The 17,861-nt window shown below is 68.8% G+C and carries 18 protein-coding genes; 8 read left to right on the top strand and 10 right to left on the bottom strand.

Annotated elements, in window-relative coordinates:
* Window positions 1-125 precede the first annotated feature (125 nt).
* Window positions 126-314, top strand: coding sequence for a hypothetical protein (locus tag HJG44_RS13160; protein WP_171218793.1), 189 nt, complete (start codon window positions 126-128; stop codon window positions 312-314).
* Window positions 315-382: 68 nt separating this feature from the next.
* Window positions 383-1,540, top strand: coding sequence for a ribonuclease D (rnd, locus tag HJG44_RS13155; RefSeq protein WP_171218792.1), 1,158 nt, complete (start codon window positions 383-385; stop codon window positions 1,538-1,540).
* 5 nt (window positions 1,541-1,545) lie between these two features.
* On the opposite strand, the gene HJG44_RS13150 is transcribed toward rnd, so the two are convergent.
* The 5 genes from HJG44_RS13150 to HJG44_RS13130 form a co-directional block, all read right to left on the bottom strand.
* Window positions 1,546-3,051, bottom strand: coding sequence for a Ppx/GppA family phosphatase (locus tag HJG44_RS13150; protein ID WP_171218791.1), 1,506 nt, complete (start codon window positions 3,049-3,051; stop codon window positions 1,546-1,548).
* Between the two features lies 1 nt (window position 3,052).
* Entirely contained in the window at window positions 3,053-5,257 is a 2,205-nt protein-coding gene (locus tag HJG44_RS13145) for an RNA degradosome polyphosphate kinase (RefSeq protein WP_430395066.1), read from the bottom strand.
* A gap of 258 nt (window positions 5,258-5,515) precedes the next feature.
* Complete coding sequence (locus HJG44_RS13140) at window positions 5,516-6,202, bottom strand: HdaA/DnaA family protein (protein ID WP_171218790.1); 687 nt, start codon at window positions 6,200-6,202, stop codon at window positions 5,516-5,518.
* 3 nt (window positions 6,203-6,205) lie between these two features.
* On the bottom strand, window positions 6,206-7,321 hold the full coding sequence (locus HJG44_RS13135) for an AI-2E family transporter (protein ID WP_171218789.1): 1,116 nt from the start codon (window positions 7,319-7,321) through the stop codon (window positions 6,206-6,208).
* 75 nt (window positions 7,322-7,396) lie between these two features.
* Window positions 7,397-7,927, bottom strand: a complete 531-nt coding sequence (locus HJG44_RS13130; protein ID WP_171218788.1) for a CDP-alcohol phosphatidyltransferase family protein — start codon at window positions 7,925-7,927, stop codon at window positions 7,397-7,399.
* A gap of 105 nt (window positions 7,928-8,032) precedes the next feature.
* On the opposite strand from HJG44_RS13130, the gene purM reads away from it, so the two are divergent.
* Both purM and purN read left to right on the top strand, forming a co-directional pair.
* Window positions 8,033-9,109, top strand: a complete 1,077-nt coding sequence (gene purM / locus HJG44_RS13125; protein ID WP_171218787.1) for a phosphoribosylformylglycinamidine cyclo-ligase — start codon at window positions 8,033-8,035, stop codon at window positions 9,107-9,109.
* The gene (gene purN, locus HJG44_RS13120) at window positions 9,109-9,753 is read left to right on the top strand and encodes a phosphoribosylglycinamide formyltransferase (RefSeq protein WP_171218786.1); all 645 of its coding nucleotides are present in this window, start codon (window positions 9,109-9,111) and stop codon (window positions 9,751-9,753) included. Before purM ends, purN begins: the two co-directional genes overlap by 1 nt.
* A gap of 4 nt (window positions 9,754-9,757) precedes the next feature.
* On the opposite strand, the gene HJG44_RS13115 is transcribed toward purN, so the two are convergent.
* A complete protein-coding gene (locus HJG44_RS13115) occupies window positions 9,758-11,908 on the bottom strand; it encodes a molybdopterin-containing oxidoreductase family protein (RefSeq protein WP_171218785.1) in 2,151 nt (716 codons plus the stop codon).
* A 163-nt stretch (window positions 11,909-12,071) separates the two neighbouring features.
* Window positions 12,072-12,494 (bottom strand): nucleoside-diphosphate kinase, encoded by a 423-nt coding sequence (ndk, locus tag HJG44_RS13110; RefSeq protein WP_171218784.1) that lies wholly within the window; start codon window positions 12,492-12,494, stop codon window positions 12,072-12,074.
* Between the two features lie 206 nt (window positions 12,495-12,700).
* Between ndk and HJG44_RS13105 the strand changes: the two genes are divergently transcribed.
* The 4 genes from HJG44_RS13105 to HJG44_RS13090 all read left to right on the top strand — a co-directional run bounded on the left by HJG44_RS13105 (window position 12,701) and on the right by HJG44_RS13090 (window position 14,642).
* A complete protein-coding gene (locus HJG44_RS13105; protein ID WP_171218783.1) occupies window positions 12,701-13,132 on the top strand; it encodes a DUF2147 domain-containing protein in 432 nt (143 codons plus the stop codon).
* Window positions 13,042-13,533: a DUF2147 domain-containing protein gene (locus tag HJG44_RS13100; protein WP_171218782.1), complete on the top strand. Its 492-nt coding sequence runs from the start codon at window positions 13,042-13,044 to the stop codon at window positions 13,531-13,533. The genes HJG44_RS13105 and HJG44_RS13100 overlap by 91 nt, the downstream gene beginning before the upstream one ends.
* Window positions 13,534-13,802: 269 nt before the next feature.
* Window positions 13,803-14,129, top strand: coding sequence for a hypothetical protein (locus HJG44_RS13095; protein WP_171218781.1), 327 nt, complete (start codon window positions 13,803-13,805; stop codon window positions 14,127-14,129).
* A 90-nt stretch (window positions 14,130-14,219) separates the two neighbouring features.
* Window positions 14,220-14,642: a DUF4345 family protein gene (locus tag HJG44_RS13090; RefSeq protein WP_171218991.1), complete on the top strand. Its 423-nt coding sequence runs from the start codon at window positions 14,220-14,222 to the stop codon at window positions 14,640-14,642.
* Between the two features lie 3 nt (window positions 14,643-14,645).
* Here HJG44_RS13090 and HJG44_RS13085 read toward each other — a convergent pair whose 3' ends face one another.
* The 3 genes from HJG44_RS13085 to gatB form a co-directional block, all read right to left on the bottom strand.
* The gene (locus HJG44_RS13085) at window positions 14,646-15,158 is read right to left on the bottom strand and encodes a GNAT family N-acetyltransferase (protein WP_171218780.1); all 513 of its coding nucleotides are present in this window, start codon (window positions 15,156-15,158) and stop codon (window positions 14,646-14,648) included.
* A gap of 89 nt (window positions 15,159-15,247) precedes the next feature.
* A complete protein-coding gene (locus HJG44_RS13080; RefSeq protein ID WP_171218779.1) occupies window positions 15,248-15,967 on the bottom strand; it encodes a hypothetical protein in 720 nt (239 codons plus the stop codon).
* 396 nt (window positions 15,968-16,363) lie between these two features.
* Window positions 16,364-17,833, bottom strand: coding sequence for an Asp-tRNA(Asn)/Glu-tRNA(Gln) amidotransferase subunit GatB (gatB, locus tag HJG44_RS13075; protein WP_171218778.1), 1,470 nt, complete (start codon window positions 17,831-17,833; stop codon window positions 16,364-16,366).
* Window positions 17,834-17,861: the final 28 nt, after the last annotated feature.

Below are 17,861 nucleotides of genomic sequence, written 5' to 3'. Positions count from 1 at the left end.
CGCCGATCTTGGCCGGGATCGTTACCGCTTAACCCTGCGGACCACGCGCGAAAAGTAACTCAAATCGTAAGGGTCTCGTTGAGATTTGCGGACCTAGCTGGGGCGCTCGTCAGGACCCGCGAGCCATGCGAGCTCCCCTTCAGCACACCCTCATTCTCGTCCTCTGCACCGGCGCAACCATGGTGGTGCTCGGCCGGGCGCCGGGCGCCGTTAACCTGCGCACGCGCGACATCGAGACGGCGATCGCGGCAGAAGGAAAGCCCGGGCGCGATCTCAGGTCGCGATCGAGCTCGGCCGCGCGCGGCATCGCGTGAGCATGCCACCGCCAAGTCGAGGCCAAGTCGCCATCGCGCAAACATCTTGTCTCGGCTATAGCCGCGGGATGGACTTGATCACGACGACGGAGGCGCTCGCCTCCGCCTGCTCCCGCTTTGCCTCCGCGCCCTTCGTGACGGTCGATACGGAGTTCATGCGGGAGACCACCTACTACTCGAAACTGTGCCTGATCCAGATGGCCGGGCCGGGGCTCGACGGCGTTCTGGTGGATCCGCTCGCGCCCGGGATCGAGCTGCAGCCGTTCTTCGGCCTGATGGCGGACGAGAGGGTGCTGAAGGTCTTCCACTCCGCACGGCAGGATCTCGAGATCGTCTGGAACATCGGCGGCCTGATTCCGAGGCCGCTCTTCGACACGCAGGTTGCGGCCATGGTCTGCGGCTACGGCGATTCCGTCTCGTACGAGCAGCTCGCGAACGACCTCGCCAAGGCGCGGATCGACAAGTCGTCCCGCTTCACCGACTGGTCGCGCCGCCCGCTGAGCGAGGCGCAGCTCGCCTACGCCCTGTCCGACGTGACCTCGCTCGTCACCATCTACGAGAAGCTCGCCGACGAGCTCGAGCGCAGCGGCCGGACGGACTGGGTCGAGGACGAGATGGCCATTCTCACCTCGCCCGAGACCTACCGGAACGACCCCGACAAGGCCTGGATGCGGCTCTCCGGCCGCATGCGCAAGCCGCGCGAGATCGCGGTGCTGCAGGAGGTCGCCGCGTGGCGCGAACGCGAGGCGCAGACGCGTGACGTCCCCCGCTCGCGCGTGCTGAAGGACGAGGCCGTGATCGACATCGCGGTCTCGGCACCCCGCGGAGTCGAGGCGCTCGGGCGTCTCCGCTCGGTCCCGAACGGATTCGAGCGCTCGCGCGCGGCAGCCGACATCCTGGCCGCGGTGGAACGCGCCCTCGCGCGCGATCCGGCCACCGTAACGATGCCGCAGCGCGGGCGGCCGCGGGGCGGCGGCAACGGCGCCACGGTCGAGCTGCTCAAGGTGCTGCTCCGGGCGGTCGCCGAGAGCGAGCGCGTAGCCCCCAAGGTCCTTGCGACCGTCGACGATCTGGAGGCGATCGCGGATGACGACGACGCGGACGTGCCGGCCCTCAAAGGCTGGCGCCGCAGGCTGTTCGGCGAGAAGGCCCTCGCCCTGAAGGCCGGTCGGCTCGCGCTCGCCATCGAGCGCGGCGCCGTGGTGGCGACCCCGCGCGAAGGCTGACCGCCTCAGCCCGCCTGGATCACCGTCTCGGCATCGAGCAGCTTGCCCAGCGCGCGCATGCGGTTGGCGAGGCGCTCGCTCGCCAGCGGCGCGAGTTCTCCCGGGAGCTCCAGCACGATCCGACCGCCCCGGCATGTCAGGGGCGCGCGCGGCAGGATCCCGGCCATCGCGACCGTGATCGGATAGGCGATCCGGAAGAGAGCGGCCGAGAGCTTGGCCAGCTCCGCAAGCCGCTGGCCGGCGAGCGCCATCAGCGGCGTGCTCGTCGGATCCGAGGTCACGCCCTCGTGCCTGAAATAGACTGCAAGCGCCAGGAAGGCGCGGCCAGGATGATCCACCCCCTGCAGGGCCGCATGCGCGATCATGGCGAGGCTCTGGGCGCCCCGATAGTCGGGATGGGCGCGCCAGCCCGTGTCGGAGAGGAGGCAGGCGGCATGCCTCAGCCGCCGCTCGTAGGGCGTCTCCTTCGCCCCGAAGCTCTCCATGAAGGCGTCAGTCCAGGTCCGCAGCTCCTCCCCGTGCCGCGGGGCGCGGGCGCGCAGCTCGTTCAGCTCGGCGGCCGCGGTCAGCAGCGGATCCTGCTTGCGCTCCTCCGGGGAGAGAGCCTCGAAGAGGAGCCCCTCTCGCACCCCGAGCGCCGAGATGGTCACGCCCGAGGGCTGGCCCAGCCGGACGATTTCGTCGAGCACGATCGCCCCGTAGATCAGGAGCGGCCGGCGGGCTTCGGACACCGAGGCCATGGCCTTCAGCGCGGCCGGACTCGTCCGCTCGACCATGCGCTGGAACCCTCCCCGCATGAGCTCGAACTGGTAGCCGTGCATCACATGGAGCGGGTAGCCGCGCTCCACCATCTGCATCCGCGCGAGCGCACGCCACGTCCCGCCGACCGCGTAGAAGGTGCGCCCGGCAAGCTTCCTGAGCTGCGGCGCCTCGGCCAGCTCGGCCCGGGCGATCTTGACCGCGTTCTTGGGCGAGTCGTTCGCCATGTCCCGCAGGACGAGGCCGCCAAGGGGCAGCGTGATGCCGGTGCCCGCCTGGTCTCCCCGGACGTCGACGATCTCGAGCGACCCTCCGCCCAGATCGCCGACCACGCCGTCCGGCTCGTACAGGCCCGAGATGACGCCGGCTGCCGAGAGCAGCGCCTCGCGCTCGCCGGTGAGAAGCTCGACGGGAGCGCCGCAGGCCTCCTCCGCGGCCTCAAGGAAAGCCGGGCCGTTCGCGGCCATCCGGGCGGCCGCGGTCGCGAGAACCCGCAGCTGGCGGGCGCGGACCGTCCTGCAGAGCACGCGGAAACGGGCGAGCGCCGCGAGCGCACGCTCGACGGCCTCCTCCGACAGCCGGCCGGTCGTCGCGATGTCGCGCCCGAGGCCGCAGAAGAGCTTCTCGTTGTAAAGCGGAGTGGGCGAGCGCGACGGCCCCTCATAGATCACGAGACGAACCGAATTCGACCCGATATCGACGATGGCGATCGGCTCGCGGCCGGCGATGCGGCCGGGCGTGGCGCGGTCCATGCTATGAGGCGGCGGGGCGTCCACGCTTGGGCAACGACCGGGGGCTGGAGGTCTTCTGAGCCTTGCCGCGTCCGGAGAGGCTCGGATTGGTCATGAAATACTTGTGCGCGTTGAACGGTTCCTCGCCGGGCTGAAGCTTGACCCGCTCACTCGCGCCGGAGGGCAATACGGTCCAGCTCTGCTCGTTGTCCAGCAGGTTCGCGAGCATGATCTGGTCCAGGATCTGCTGGTGCACCGTCGGGTTGAGGATCGGCAGCAGCGCCTCGACCCGGCGGTCGAGGTTGCGGGTCATGAGGTCGGCCGACGAGATGTAGATATGCGCCTTCGCGTGCGGCAGCCCGTGGCCGTTGCCGAAGGCGTAGATGCGGCTGTGCTCCAGGAAACGCCCGACGATCGATTTGACCCTGATGTTCTCCGACAGGCCCGGTATGCCGGGCCTGAGGCAGCAGATGCCGCGCACGACGAGATCGATCTGGACCCCCGCCTGGCTCGCATCGTAGAGCGCGTCGATGATCTGGGGATCGACGAGCGAGTTGCACTTGCCCCAGATCGCGGCCGGGCGGCCGGCCTTGGCATGGGCGACCTCTTCCTCGATCCGGCGCAGCAGGCGCTTGCGCAGGTTCACGGGCGAGACCGCCATCAGCTCGAGCTCGTCCGGCTCCGCATAGCCCGTGATGAAGTTGAAGATGCGGTTCACGTCGCGCCCGATCGCCGGATCGGCCGTGAAGAAGGACAGGTCCGTGTAGATGCGGGCCGTCACCGGATGGTAGTTCCCGGTCCCCACGTGGCAATAGGTGACGAGCTGCCCGCCCTCGCGCCGCACCACCATCGAGAGCTTGGCGTGCGTCTTGAGCTCCAGGAAGCCGAACACGACCTGCGCGCCGGCCCGCTCCAGGTCGCGGGCCCAGCGGATATTCGCCTCCTCGTCGAACCGCGCCTTGAGCTCGACGAGCGCCGTCACGGACTTCCCGGCCTCGGCCGCCTCGGCCAGCACCCGCACGATCGGGCTGTCCGATGAGGTGCGATAGAGGGTCTGGCGGATGGCGACCACGTTCGGGTCGCGCGCGGCCTGCTGGAGGAACTGGACGACCGCGTCGAAGGACTCGTAGGGGTGGTGGACGACGATGTCCTTCGGCCTGATGGCCGCGAAGCAGTCCCCCCCATGCTCCCGAATCCGTTCCGGGAAGCGCGGGTTATATGGCTTGAACCTGAGGTCCGGCCGTTCGAGCCCGACGAGTTGCGAGAGGTCGTTGAGGGCCAGCATGCCCTCCACGACGAAGACCTCGTCCGGCTCGGCATCGAGTTCGTCGGCCACGAACTGCGCGAGGTCTTCGGGCATCGCCGCCTCGACTTCGAGCCGGATGACGCTGCCGCGCCGGCGTCGCTTCAGCGCGGTCTCGAAAAGGCGAACGAGGTCTTCCGCCTCCTCCTCAACTTCGAGGTCCGAGTCGCGCAGGATCCGGAACGCCCCGCGGCCCTCCACCTTGTAGCCGGGAAAGAGCTGCCCCGTGAACAGGCTGACGCATTCCTCGAGGGCAACGAATCGCGCGCCCCCGCCCCCTTCCAGGTCGGGCAGACGGATGAAGCGATCGATCTTGGCCGGCAGGCGGATCAAGGCTTTCAGTGCCCGGCCGTCGAGCTTGCGCGAGAGCTTCAGCGCGATCGAGAATCCGAGATTCGGGATGAACGGGAACGGATGGGCGGGATCGACGGCGAGCGGCGTCAGCACGGGAAAGACGTGGTTGAGGTAGTGGTCCTCGAGCCAGGCGCGCTCGCGCTCGCTGAGCCTGTCGCCCTCGACGAGAGCGATGCCCTCGTCGAGGAGGACGCGCCTCAGTTCGCTCCAGCGCCGCTGCTGATCGCCCGCCAGCGACGAGGCTTCCGCGGCGATGCGAGCCAGCTGTTCCGCGGGAGACAGACCGTCCTGAGACGGCACCGCGACGCCCGTTTTCACCTGCCCGCGCAGACCCGCCACGCGGACCATGAAGAACTCGTCGAGATTGTTCGCCGAGATGGATAGGAAGCGAAGCTGCTCCAGGAGCGGGTGATTGGGGTTCGACGCCTCCTCCAGGACGCGCCGGTTGAACTGCAGCCAGGACAGCTCCCGATTGACGAAGCGCTCCGGTCGCTTGCGCAACGCCTCGCCCTCGTCGCGGCTCGTATCAGCCTGCACACGGGTCGCGGGCTCGCGCGGTTCGAGCGCCACGACCTCGGCTTCGGGCGGCGGAGTGTCGCTGCCGATGGGGTGCGACTGAGCCACGACGCGCCGCCTCTGCGACGGACGCAAGATCCTCGGAGCTCTCCCCGCGTCGCGCTCCGCGGCACCGTCGCTCGAGCCGGCCGCGGGATCGGCCTCGGGCTGAACCGCGCTCTCACCAGCCGGCATGGTCTGCGAAATCCGTCTGCGGCGTGCTGCCATCGTAGAGGCCTTAAGACGCGTTTGTGACTGAGCTATGATGCCAAGTCACGGGTCGGTCATATCCGCGGCTGGATCGCCCTCCGCGAGAAGCGCGGACGCGACCGGCCGCGTGATGCGGCGGCCGCGGCTCAGCGCCTCCCGGTCGAGGGCGGCCACGATCTCGGCCGCACGGCCGAGCGAACGTTCGATCCGCGCCGCGATGTAATCGACAACGCTCGTGTCGACGACGAGTTGGCGGTCGACGAAGAGCTTCACGAGCACGGCCTTGAGCAGGGCATCGTCCGGCGGATGGATGTCGACGGAAGGTGCGAGGCGCAGGCGCGACAGGAGATCCGGCGTGCGGATCCCGCAGCGATCGACGGGCTCGGCGCTGGTGAAGAGGAGCGGCAGCCGCTGCTCGCGCGCCATGTTCACCAGATGGAACGCCGCCTTCTCTGCGAGCGGTCCCCGGTCGAGGTCCTCCAGCACCAGCGCGGGAGCCCGCGACAGCGCGGGTGCGCTCTCGTCCGTCACGGCGGCCGCCGCGACTATGGCCGCCCCGGCGCGCTCGGCCCAGATCGCGGCCAGATGGCTTTTCCCGCTGCCCCGCGGCCCGCGCAGGTGGAGCATCGGGTTCGGCCAATCCGGCCAGCGCTCGAGCAGCGAATAGGCTTCCTCGTTGGAGGGGCTCACCAGGAAGTCGTCCGGCCCGAAGCGCGGTTCGACGGGAAGGTCGAGGACGAGCTGGCGCATGGCTCAGAGCTCGGTCTTCTTGGAGACCGGCAGGATCGTGATGTCGGGCGGCGGAAGCCTGGCATCGCTGTCGAGATAGAGCGGGCTCTGCTGGTAGCGCGTGATCGCAAATCGGGTGAGCACGCCGATGATCGCCGCGACCGGGACCGCGAGAAGCAGCCCGAGGAAGCCGAAGAGCGATCCGAAGGCGAGGAGCGCGAACATGACCCAGACGGGGTGGAGCCCGGCCGAGGCCCCGACGAGCTTGGGCGAGAGGATGTTCCCCTCGATGAACTGCCCGACCAGGAAGATGCCGAGCGTGACGAGGACCATCGTCCAGTCCGGCAGGAACTGAACGAGCGCGACGCCGACGGACAGAAGGAGGCCGGTCAGCGAGCCCACATAGGGGATGAAGCTGATCAGGCCGGCCAGGATGCCGATGAGCGCCCCGAAGTTCAGCCCGATGATCGAGAGCCCGGTCGCGTAGAACACGGCGAGGAAGATGCAGACCGCCGTCTGGCCGCGCACGAAACCGGATACGGCCCGATCCATCTCGCGGCCGAGCCGCCGGACGGTGGAACGGTGCCGGGGCGGGACCCAGCTGTCGATGGTCGAGATCATCCGGTCCCAGTCGACCAGGAGGTAGAAGGCCACGACCGGCGTCACGACGAAGATCGAGACCAGCCCGATCACCGCCTGCGATCCGCTCCAGAGGGAGCGCATGAAGGTTGTGACCCAGTTCGCGCCCTGGCCGAGCAGATCGCCGAGCGAGCGCTGGACCTGCCCGAGCGCCTCCTCGCCACCGAATTCCCGCACGAGCGGGCCGCCGTGCTCGGCGATGAGCGCCTGCAGCCGGACGATGTAGCCCGGCACCTGCTCGGCGAATTTCACGACCTGCTGCACCGCGATCGGGACCGCGATGATGAGGACGAGTCCGAACAGGAGCACGAAGACGACGAGGATCACGATCGTCGCCCCGAGGCGCCCGACCCCGAGCCTCTGCAGGCGGTCGGCTACGGGATCGAGCAGGTAGGCGAGCGCCGCCCCCGCCACGAATGGCAGGAGCACGTCCCGGAGCACGTAGAGGCCGAGGAGCAGGAGCCCCAAGGCGAGCAGAGGATAGGCGAGCTGCCGCTGCATGTGAGATCCGGGGTGACCCTGGCCAATGTAGCGGATTTCGTGCCGTTCCGCTCCGGTCGCCGGGACCTGCCCGCGCTACCCGGCCATGTGGCGGAGCCAGCGCCCGAGATAGCCCACTCCGGACACCACGGTCAGGAAGGCCACCACCCAGATTCCGATGCTGATGATCCAGGCGAGCCCGCCGTCGAAGGCCATGGCCGCGAGGACGAGACCTGCGAAGGCGATCTGCGCGGCGGTGTTCAGCTTGCTGATGAGCAGCGGCCGGATCGCCATCGGCTTCTCCATGAGCCGCGACACGAGGATGGCCGCGAAGATCATGAGGTCGCGCGAGACCACGATGATGGTGATCCAGGCCGGAAGCACGTTCACGAGGGAGAGCGCGGCGTAGATGGAGACGAGGAGCGCCTTGTCCGCGAGCGGGTCGATATAGGCGCCGAACTCGGTGCGCATGTCGAAGCGGCGCGCGATGAAGCCGTCGACCGCGTCCGAGATGCCGGCCAGGGCGAAGATGCCGAAGGCGGCCGCCCACTGGCCCTGGTTGATCATCACCACCACCACGGGAACCAGGACGAGCCGCAGGATCGTAATCAGGTTGGGGATCGTCATCTCGCGACCGGCTGGGGTCTCTCTCTGGCCTGTCCTCGCGAGCGTCCGTGCTTGCGTCGGGTCGACGGGACCCTTACTGCCCGGGCAGCTTCAGTCCAAGACCGCATGAGCGACCCACGATCCCGGCCGACCGGCTCCGGCCTGACCTATGCCCAAGCGGGTGTGGATATCGATGCCGGCAACGCGATGGTCGATGCCATCAAGCCGCTCGTGCGGGCCACGCGGCGCCCCGGTGCCGATGCCGAGATCGGCGGGTTCGGCGGCCTCTTCGACCTGAAGGCGGCCGGGTTCAGGGACCCGATCCTCGTCGCCGCCAATGACGGCGTCGGCACCAAGGTGAAGATCGCCATCGAGACCGGTCGGCACGACACGATCGGCATCGACCTCGTGGCGATGTGCGTGAACGACCTCGTGGTCCAGGGCGCCGAGCCGCTGTTCTTCCTCGACTACTACGCGACCGGCCGGCTCGATCCGAAGGCCGGGGTCGAGATCGTGCGCGGCATTACCGAGGGCTGCAGGCGGGCGGGCTGCGCCCTGATCGGCGGCGAGACGGCCGAGATGCCGGGCCTCTATGCGGAGGCGGATTACGACCTCGCGGGCTTCGCGGTCGGCGCCGCCGAACGGGGCGCGCTGCTGCCGCGCGGCGTCCAGGAGGGGGATGTGCTCCTCGGGCTGCCGTCCTCCGGCGTCCATTCCAACGGGTTCTCGCTGGTGCGCAGGATAGTCGAGCGGGCGGGGCTCGCCTGGAGCGACCCGGCCCCGTTCGACGGCGGCCGGACTCTCGGCGAAGCGCTGCTCGAGCCGACCCGCATCTACGTGAAGCCCCTCCTTGCCGCGCTGAAGTCGGGCGCCCAGATCCGGGCCATGGCGCATGTCACCGGCGGCGGCTTTCCGGACAACATCCCCCGCGTGCTGCCGGACGTGCTCGGGGTCGAGCTCGATCTTCAGGCCATCTCCCCTCCCCCCGTCTTCGGCTGGCTCGCACGGGAAGGCGGCATCGCCGAAGCCGAGATGCTGCGCACCTTCAATTGCGGCATCGGCATGGTGGTCGTCGCGCCTGCAGGCGAGGCAGACGCCATCGCGGGAGCGCTGCGCGAACAGGGAGAGAATCCGGTGCGGCTCGGGCGCGTGATCGCCGGGGCGGCGGAGCGCGTGCGCTACGCGGGCAGGCTCGCCATCTGATGGCGGCTGCGAAGAAGCGCGTCGGGATCCTGATCTCGGGGCGCGGCTCGAACATGGCCTCCCTGATCGAGGCCGCGCAGGCGCCCGACTACCCGGCCGAAATCGCCCTCGTCGTCTCCAACCGTCCGGGCGCGGCAGGGCTTGTCCGGGCGCAGGCGGCGGGGGTCGCGACGGCCATCGTCGACCACAGGCTCTTTCCGGCCAGGGCGGATTTCGACGCGGCCCTCGGACGGGCGTTCGAGGAGGCCGGGATCGAGCTGATCTGCCTGGCCGGCTTCATGCGCATCCTGACGGACGGCTTCGTCCAGGCCTGGCTCGGCCGGATGCTGAACATTCATCCGTCGCTCCTGCCGCTCTTCAAGGGGCTCCACCCGCATCGCCAGGCGCTGGAGGCGGGCGTCCGCATTCATGGCTGCACGGTGCATTTCGTCGTGCCGGAACTCGATTCCGGGCCGATCGTGGCGCAGGCGGCCGTGCCCGTGCTGCCGGGCGACACCGAGGAGATGCTCGCCTCCCGCGTCCTGGCCGAGGAGCACCGGCTCTATCCGCTTGGGCTCAGCCTCGTAGCCGCGGGGCAGGCGCGCCTCGAGGGCGGCCGGACGGTCTTTGCAAACGGGAGCCGGACGGCGCTCGGGCTCGCCTGACCCTTCAGGCCAGCGCCGGCTCGGGCTCCGCCCGCACCGGCTCGTCGAAACCCTCCAGCACGGGCCCGATCCGCTCCAGGGCAACCCGGTTGTCGTGGAACCCCGCCCCGCCATAGGGCGCGACGGGATCGGCCGAGGTCAGCGTGTTGATGCCGCGGCCGTCCGGGAAGAAGCCGTTCGGCCAGATCGACTCCGCGATCAGCACGCCCCGCCGCAGGCCGGCGAAGATCCGCGCCCGCAGCAGCACGGCTCCACGCTCGTTGGAGAGCCGGACCCAGTCCCCGGACGCGATGCCGAGCCTCGCCGCATCCTCCGGATGGACCATCACTTCGGGGCGGCCCCCTTCCTTGGCGCGGGAGGTCGGGGTCTCGTTGAAGCTGGAATTCAGGAAGTTGCGGGCCGGGCTCGTCGCGAGCCGGAAGGGGTGGCGCTCCGTCGCGACCTCGATCGCCTCCCAGTGGTCCGGAAACTCGGGGAGCTCCTGCCAGGGGCCCATCGGCCCATCATTGGCGTTCGGGACCTTCGTCCAGTCCGGAGCGAAGCGGAACTTGCCGTCCGGATAGCCGAACCCGTTCAGGTAATGCGCCTCCTCGAAAGGCGGCTGCGCGTCGAGCCAGTTGTCCCTGGCGAGATCCGCGAAGGTCCCCCGCCCAGATGCCGCGAGCATCCGGTCGATCAGCTCGCGCGGCGTCATTCCGAACCCGGGATGCTCCGCGCCGACGCGGCGCGCCAGCCCGCAGATGACGTCATGGTTGGAGCGGCACTCGCCTGGCGGGTCGACGAGCCTGAGGCCGAGCTGGATGTGCTGGTGCCCCCCGCCCGTATAGAGATCGTCGTGCTCCAGGAACATGGTCGCGGGCAGCACGATGTCGGCCATCCGTGCGGTCTCGGTCATCACCTGCTCGTGCACGCAGGTGAAGAGGTCCTCACGGGCGAAGCCTCGCTTGACAAGTTCCTGCTCCGGCGCGACCGAGACCGGGTTCGTGTTCTGGATCAGCATCGCCGTGACCGGCGGGCCGTCCCGCAGCGCCTCGCGGTCGCCGGTCAGCACGCGACCGATCTGGGTCTGCTGCAGCCGCCGGATCGAGGGGTTGCGGACGTCCTCGCCCTCGATCAGACGCTTGTCGAGCCGATACACGCCCGAATTGGAGTGGAACGCTCCGCCGCCCTCGACCTGCCAGGCTCCCGTGACCGCCGGGATGGAGAGCGCCGCGTGCATGTTCACGGCGCCGTTGCGGCTGCGCGAAAAGCCGTAGCCCAGGCGGAAGAAGCTCGCCTTCCGGGTCCCGACGATCCCGGCAAAGCTCTCGATCTCTCCGACCGAGAGCCCCGTGATCGCGGCGGCCCATTCCGGCGTCCGGGCCGCGAGATGCCGCTCGAGATCGCCGGGCCGGTCGGTGTAGCGGGCGAGATAATCGCGGTCGGCCATCCCGTCCCGGAAGAGGACGTGCATGACCGCGCAGGCGAGCGCCCCGTCCGTCCCCGGCCGCAGCAGCAGGGCGAGATCCGCCTGCTTCATGGTCGGGTTGTCGTAGACGTCGACGACCACGATCTTCGCCCCGCGCTCCTTCCGGGCGCGCAGGGCGTGCGTCATCACGTTGACCTGCGTGTGGACCGGGTTCGTCCCCCAGATCACCACGCAATCCGCTCGCGCCATCTCGCGCGGATCGGCGCCGGCGAGCTTGCCGGTTCCGGCAATGTAGCCCGTCCAGGCGGGCGTCGTGCAGATCGTCGAATACTGGCCGGAATAGTTCTTCGCGTGGCGCAGGCGGTTGATGCCGTCGCGCATCACGTAGCCCATCGTGCCGGCGTAATAGTAGGGCCACACGGCCTCCGAGCCGAAGCGGCGTTCGGCCTCGATGAATGCCGCAGCCGTCCGGTCGAGCGCCTCCTCCCAGGAGATGCGCTTGAACTGACCCGACCCTTTCGGACCGACCCGCAGCAGCGGGTGCATCAGCCGGTCGGGATGATAGAGCCGTTCGGAATAGCGTGCGACCTTGGCGCAGACGACGCCCGCCGTGTAGCTGTGGCCGGCGGCGCCCCGCACCCGGCCGATCGTGCGTCCCTCGATGACCTCAACCTCCAGCCCGCAGGTGGAGGGGCAATCGTGCGGACAGGTGGAAAGCCGGGTTTCGACCCGGGGGATGAGGTTCATAGGCCTTCCGATCGGAACGCCTCGAAACTACGGCCGGCTCTTCCAGCCCGCAACCTCCGTGGCCTGTTGGCGCGTAGCGCGCCGACGAAAAGGCAATCGTCGAGGAGGCGCTCGGAAGGCTGGTCGCCGATTGCGAGCGCCGTCCCTCGGGCTTGTCGGCAGCCTACCGCACGATCTCGTTGCCGGAGAAAAACTGCGCGATCTCGATCCTGGCGTTCTCCGGGCTGTCGGAACCGTGGACGGTGTTCTCGCCGACCGACTGCGCGAACTTCTTGCGGATCGTGCCCTCGGCTGCGTTGGCGGGGTTGGTCGCCCCCATCACCTCCCGATACTTGGCGATCGCGTTCTCCCCTTCGAGCACCTGGACCACCACGGGCCCGGAGGTCATGAATTCCACGAGCTCGCCGAAGAAGGGGCGCTCGCGGTGCACCGCATAGAAGGTCTCCGCCTGGGCCTTGGTCATCAGGATCCGCTTCTGCGCCACGATGCGCAGGCCCGCCTCCTCGATGACGGCATTCACGGCGCCTGTCAGGTTGCGCCGGGTCGCGTCGGGCTTGAGGATGGAAAAGGTCTGCTCGGTGGCCATGTAAATCCGTTCCTAGAGGAGATGGGTGGCGGCTTATAGCACCGAGCTTGCCCGTCTCAACCCGGACCGGGCCCTCGGTTGCCCAGCCGGCGTCTGGTTCTCGTCACAGATTCTGCAAGATCAACCCTGAGCTTGCCCCCGCGCCGGCAGTCGGGGCGCCACAGCGAGGTGACTGACGGGAGGGTTTCGGGATGCGAGTAGCTTGGATGGCCGGAGCGGCGGCGTCGCTCCTGATCGCAGGCGCTGCCTCGGCGGAGAGCGGGCGCATCACGGGCGTGTGGCTCACCGAGAACGGGGATTCCAAGATACGCATCTCGCCCTGCGGCAAGGGCTATTGCGGCACCGTCGTATGGGCGAAGACCCAAGGGGTCGACGAGAACAATCCCGATCCGTCGCTTCGCAAGCGTCCGATCGTCGGCATGCCGCTGACCAGGGACATGCGCCCGGCTGGCGACCGTTATGCGGGCTCGATCTACAATCCCGACAATGGCAAGACGTACAGCGTGACGATGCAGGTCAGGGGCACGAGCAAGCTGGAGGTCGAGGGATGCGTGCTGGGCTTCCTGTGCGGCGGGGAGTCCTGGTCGCGGCTGCCGGACGAGACGGCAAGCGCCGAACCCGTCCCGAAGGCGCGCTGAGGCTCGCAAAAGCGATCGCTGCCGGAGGGCTCTGGCTCGGAGCGGTCCCAGCGCTGGCGCAGGACGTCACCGGGACTTGGCTGACGGAGGGCGGGCGGTCGCAGGTTCGGGTCGCTCCATGCGGGACCGCCCGGTGCGGGACGATCGTCTGGACGCCGGCCGGGGCGAAGGATGTCAACAACCCCGACCCTGCCCGCCGCTCGAACGCCCTCGTTGGGCTGCAGATGATCCGCGGCGCGCGGCCCACGGCCGACGGCTGGACAGGCGAACTCTACAATCCGCTGGACGGGCGGACCTATACCGGCCGCATGCGGCTGATCTCGCCGGCGCAGCTCGAGCTCTCGGGCTGCGTCCTCGCCGGACTGATCTGCAAATCACAAATCTGGACGCGACTCCGCTAGCACTATCGCGCGCGAGGATCGAAGAATACGGAGCGACGGCGGGATCATTCCTGTTCGTGCTGCCGCGATCTCCGGCTTTCTCTCGATGGCTAAGGACATTCACCGCAAGGATGCTCCCGGCTGCGCTGAACACGACATCTCTCCATGTCGTCGCGACCGCGTTCGGGCGGTCAGGATGCAGCGCGCCGGCGTGGATTTTTACAGTTGCAAGGCGGTCCGCGGCATTTAGCATCGCGCTCCAGGCCGCCAACCGGCTGCACGGAGACAACATGCGCAGGCTCAGCTTCGTTTCAGCAGCCCTCATCTTCACCTGTTTCGTCGGAGTTCAGCCGAGTCTCGCCCAGGGAAACCCTCCCGCGGGAGCGAGCATCGGTGAGAAAGTCGCGGAGCAGCCCAAGGCGGAACGGTCCTCCCGGCGGACGCGGGCGGCGCGCAAGGACCGCGAGCCGACCGTCGGGCAGATGGCAGCGCGCGAGCGGCAGCGGAAATGCGGGGCGGAATGGAAGGAGGCGAAGGCCGCCAACAGGACGGGCGCGATGAAGTGGCCGCAATTCTGGAGCAGGTGCAACGCCCGGCTCAAGGGAGGCCAGGCCTGACCCGGATTCGCCTGCGCGGCCGTGTGGGACAGCGGCAGCGCTCCGTTGCGGGCACCCTCTTCCGCCCCGGGTGAGGCGGCGATGGACCGGATCGAACGCGAGAGGCGCCTGCTGCAGAAGGTGGTCGCTGTCGGCGGCTTCGTGCCCGTGGCTGTGGGCCTCTTCGGCGTGCTGTTCGGCCCCACGCTCACCGGCGATGTCGGGCTCAGCGTCTCCGGCGACAGCCATTACCGCTATCTTTCCGGCCTCCTCCTCGGCGTCGGACTTCTATTCTGGTCGTGCATTCCGGCGATCGAGGAGAAGACCGGCCGCTTTCAGTGCCTGACCCTGATCGTCGTCGCGGGCGGTCTCGCGCGCCTGCTCGGGCTCGGGCTGACCGGCATTCCATCCCTCGCGATGCTCGGGGCGCTCGCGATGGAGCTCTTCGTCACGCCCGTCCTCTGCCTGTGGCAGGCACGGGTCGCCCGTCAGCACCGCCGGCCGCCGCAGGACGAGGCCGCCAAGCCAACCTGAAGCTTACGGCACCCGGCTCGCAACGGCCGTCTCCCGGTCCAGCGCCTTCTCGAAGAAGAACTCGCGCGACCGCGAGATATCGTGGAGGTCCCGCGTTTCGCCGGAGGTCGAGAAGCCCAGGCGGGCGTAGAGCCGGTGCGCGGCCGCAAAGCGAGTGTCCGACCAGAAGACGAGGCGTTCCGCCCCGGATGCGCGCGCATGATCTTCAGCCAGGCCCACCAGCCTCTCGCCAAGGCCGCGACGGCGCTGGTCCGGACGCACGTAGAGCCGGTGGAGCTCGGCGAGCCGAGGTTCCGGGAAATCGACCGCGACGCAAGCGCAGACCCGGCCGCGGCCGTCTTCCGCAACCCAGAACGTGCCTCCCGTCCGGACATAGACGTCCGCCGGACGAAGCAGGTCGGAAAGGTCCTGGTGCGGATCGACATAGCAGCCCGGATATTCCGCGAAGCACAGAGCCAAGAGCCCGAAGAGGTCCTGGGCGTCGTCCTCGCGGACCGTCCGAATAGCGATGCTCATGATCCAGCCATGGCCAGGAGAAATCCCAGCGCAACATGAAAAGGCCCGCCGGGGAACCGGCGGGCCAGGATCTCGACAGGGAAGCCCGGTTACCGGGTCGCGGGAGCGGCCGCGCCCGACCCGGCCGAGGGTCCGCCGCCCGTAACGCCGCCGGCCGAGCCGGTCGCCCGCGTGCCGGCCGAGCCGGAGCCCTCGGAGCGGGCGCCGCCTTGCTCGCCGCCGCTCCGGCCGGAAACGCTGCCCGTCGCATCCATGCGGCTGCCGCCCGTGCGCGCGCCGCCCGTCAGCTCGCGGCTGCCGCCGTCACGGCCACGAACCTCGTTCTGGGTACCGGTGCGGACGCCGATCGAGACGCCCGTCCGCTCGCGGGCGCCGACGCCGACCCGTACGGTATCGCGGTCGTAGCTGCGCACGCGGCGGCTGCGGACGGTCACGCTGTCCGGCTCCGAATAGCTGCGCACCACCGTGCGGCGGCGCACCGTGGTGGCCGGCTCGGCGACATAGCGCCGGCTCTTCACGACGTATTTCGTTCCCTTCTTTTTCTTGGAGACGTGCTTCGCGGCTACCTTCCGCTTGATGACCGTCTTCTTCACCGCCGGGACGGAATCCTCCTCCACCGTCACGTGGCGGACGCCGCGCCGGCGATGGACGACCTGCACGTCGGGCTCGCTCGAATGGCTGCGCACGCGGGTGCGGCTATGGACGACCGAAGGGCGATCCCGAACCTCGATGCCGACCCTTGCTCCGGATTCGCGACGCAAGCCGGTCTCGACCTGTGCCGAGCCCGAGGTGCGGCCCTCGGCGCTCACCCCGGAACTGCTGCCCCGGTCGCTGGAGCGGCTCGTGCCGCCGCCCGTGCCGCGGCTTTCCGTCGTGGCGCCGGCCGAACCGCCGGCGGGTGAGCCGGCGCTCGTGGCGCCTGTCGCCCCACCCGAGGCCGCACCCGCAGCACCACCCGATGCGCCTGGGCCTGATCCGCCGGATGTCTGGGCCAAGGCAGTGCTGCCGATCAATGCGGCAGCAAGCCCGAGAGCAAGAATTCTCATAGGCGTTGTCCTCTCAACCGGTTCCACCGTGGCCGAGGAACGCCCTGCGCGGGGCCGAGTTCCGGATCTGCAGCTGTGGATCTTGAATTCGCCTGCCGCTACACTGAAAATGAACGCCCGTTCATCTTTTCGAATGGAGCTAAATACCGCCTCACCCTATCAGATGCCGAGCTTCTGCTTGAGCATCTCGTTTACTGCCTGGGGGTTTGTCTTCCCGCCGGTAGCCTTCATGACCTGACCGACGAACCAGCCGAGCAGGGTCGGCTTGGCCTTAGCCTGCTCCACCTTGTCCGGGTTCGCGGCGATGATCTGGTCGACTGCGGCCTCGATCGCGCCCGTATCGGTCACCTGCTTCATGCCGCGCGCCTCGACGATCTCGCGCGGCTCGCCGCCCTCGCTCCACACGATCTCGAACAGGTCCTTGGCGATCTTGCCCGAGATCACCTTCTCCCCGATCAGGTCCACGATCGCGCCGAGCTGCGCGGCGGAGACGGGCGAATCCTCGATGCCCTTGCCCTCCTTGTTGAGTCGGCCGAAGAGCTCGTTGATGATCCAGTTCGCCGCCGCCTTCCCGTCGCGGCCTCTCGCCACCGCCTCGAAGTAGTCGGCTGAGGCGCGCTCGGCCACGAGCACGCCCGCGTCATAGGGCGTGAGCCCGTAATCGGCGACGAACCGCGCCTTCTTGGCATCGGGCAGTTCGGGCAGGTGCTGCGCGAGGTCCTCCACATAGGCCGGGCTGAGCTCCAGCGGCAGCAGGTCCGGATCCGGGAAGTAGCGGTAGTCATGCGCCTCCTCCTTGGAGCGCATCGACCGCGTCTCACCCCGGCCCGCATCGAAAAGCCGCGTCTCCTGGTCGATCGTGCCGCCGTCCTCGAGGATCGCGATCTGGCGGCGTGCCTCGTACTCGATCGCCTGGCCTATGAAGCGGATCGAGTTCACGTTCTTGATCTCGCAGCGCGTGCCGAGCGGCTCGCCCGGCCGGCGGACGGAGACGTTCACGTCCGCCCGGAGATTTCCCTTCTCCATGTCGCCGTCGCAGGTGCCGAGATAGCGCAGGATCGTGCGCAGCTTCGCCACATAGGCCTTGGCCTCCTCGGAGGAGCGCATGTCGGGCTTCGACACGATCTCCATGAGCGCCACGCCCGACCGGTTCAGGTCGACGAAGCTGTCCGTCGCCGAGAGGTCGTGGATCGACTTGCCGGCGTCCTGCTCCAGGTGCAGCCGCTCGATGCCGACCGTGATCGTCTCGCCGTCGGGCAGGTCGACGACCACCTCCCCCTCGCCCACGATCGGGCTCTTGTACTGGCTGATCTGATAGCCCTGCGGCAGGTCCGGGTAGAAGTAGTTCTTGCGGTCGAAGACGGACCTGAGATTGATCCGGGCCTTGAGCCCGAGCCCGGTGCGCACGGCCTGGGCGACGCATTCCTCGTTGATCACCGGGAGCATGCCGGGCATCGCGGCGTCCACCAGCGACACGTGGGCGTTCGGCGGCCCGCCGAAGGCTGTGGACGCGCCCGAGAACAGCTTCGACTTGCTGGTCACCTGCGCATGGATCTCCATGCCGATGATGACCTCCCAGTCGGAGATGGCCCCTTTGATCAGCTTCTTCGGGTCGATAGCGGCGTTCATGACTTCGTCCAGTTCCGGCCTGCAGTAA

Source organism: Enterovirga aerilata, from assembly GCF_013044135.1.
Taxonomy (GTDB): domain Bacteria; phylum Pseudomonadota; class Alphaproteobacteria; order Rhizobiales; family Beijerinckiaceae; genus Enterovirga; species Enterovirga aerilata.
The sequence above is the reverse complement of the archived record's forward strand: the minus strand, read 5'-3'. Positions and strand labels throughout refer to the sequence as shown.

Coding starts and splice junctions, on each gene's coding strand:
- HJG44_RS13160 (WP_171218793.1), top strand. CDS start 126: ATGCGAGCTCCCCTTCAGCACACCCTCATTCTCGTCCTCTGCACCGGC.
- rnd (WP_171218792.1), top strand. CDS start 383: ATGGACTTGATCACGACGACGGAGGCGCTCGCCTCCGCCTGCTCCCGC.
- HJG44_RS13150 (WP_171218791.1), bottom strand. CDS start 3,051: ATGGACCGCGCCACGCCCGGCCGCATCGCCGGCCGCGAGCCGATCGCC.
- HJG44_RS13140 (WP_171218790.1), bottom strand. CDS start 6,202: ATGCGCCAGCTCGTCCTCGACCTTCCCGTCGAACCGCGCTTCGGGCCG.
- HJG44_RS13135 (WP_171218789.1), bottom strand. CDS start 7,321: ATGCAGCGGCAGCTCGCCTATCCTCTGCTCGCCTTGGGGCTCCTGCTC.
- HJG44_RS13130 (WP_171218788.1), bottom strand. CDS start 7,927: ATGACGATCCCCAACCTGATTACGATCCTGCGGCTCGTCCTGGTTCCC.
- purM (WP_171218787.1), top strand. CDS start 8,033: ATGAGCGACCCACGATCCCGGCCGACCGGCTCCGGCCTGACCTATGCC.
- purN (WP_171218786.1), top strand. CDS start 9,109: ATGGCGGCTGCGAAGAAGCGCGTCGGGATCCTGATCTCGGGGCGCGGC.
- HJG44_RS13115 (WP_171218785.1), bottom strand. CDS start 11,908: ATGAACCTCATCCCCCGGGTCGAAACCCGGCTTTCCACCTGTCCGCAC.
- ndk (WP_171218784.1), bottom strand. CDS start 12,494: ATGGCCACCGAGCAGACCTTTTCCATCCTCAAGCCCGACGCGACCCGG.
- HJG44_RS13105 (WP_171218783.1), top strand. CDS start 12,701: ATGGCCGGAGCGGCGGCGTCGCTCCTGATCGCAGGCGCTGCCTCGGCG.
- HJG44_RS13100 (WP_171218782.1), top strand. CDS start 13,042: ATGCGTGCTGGGCTTCCTGTGCGGCGGGGAGTCCTGGTCGCGGCTGCC.
- HJG44_RS13095 (WP_171218781.1), top strand. CDS start 13,803: ATGCGCAGGCTCAGCTTCGTTTCAGCAGCCCTCATCTTCACCTGTTTC.
- HJG44_RS13085 (WP_171218780.1), bottom strand. CDS start 15,158: ATGAGCATCGCTATTCGGACGGTCCGCGAGGACGACGCCCAGGACCTC.
- gatB (WP_171218778.1), bottom strand. CDS start 17,833: ATGAACGCCGCTATCGACCCGAAGAAGCTGATCAAAGGGGCCATCTCC.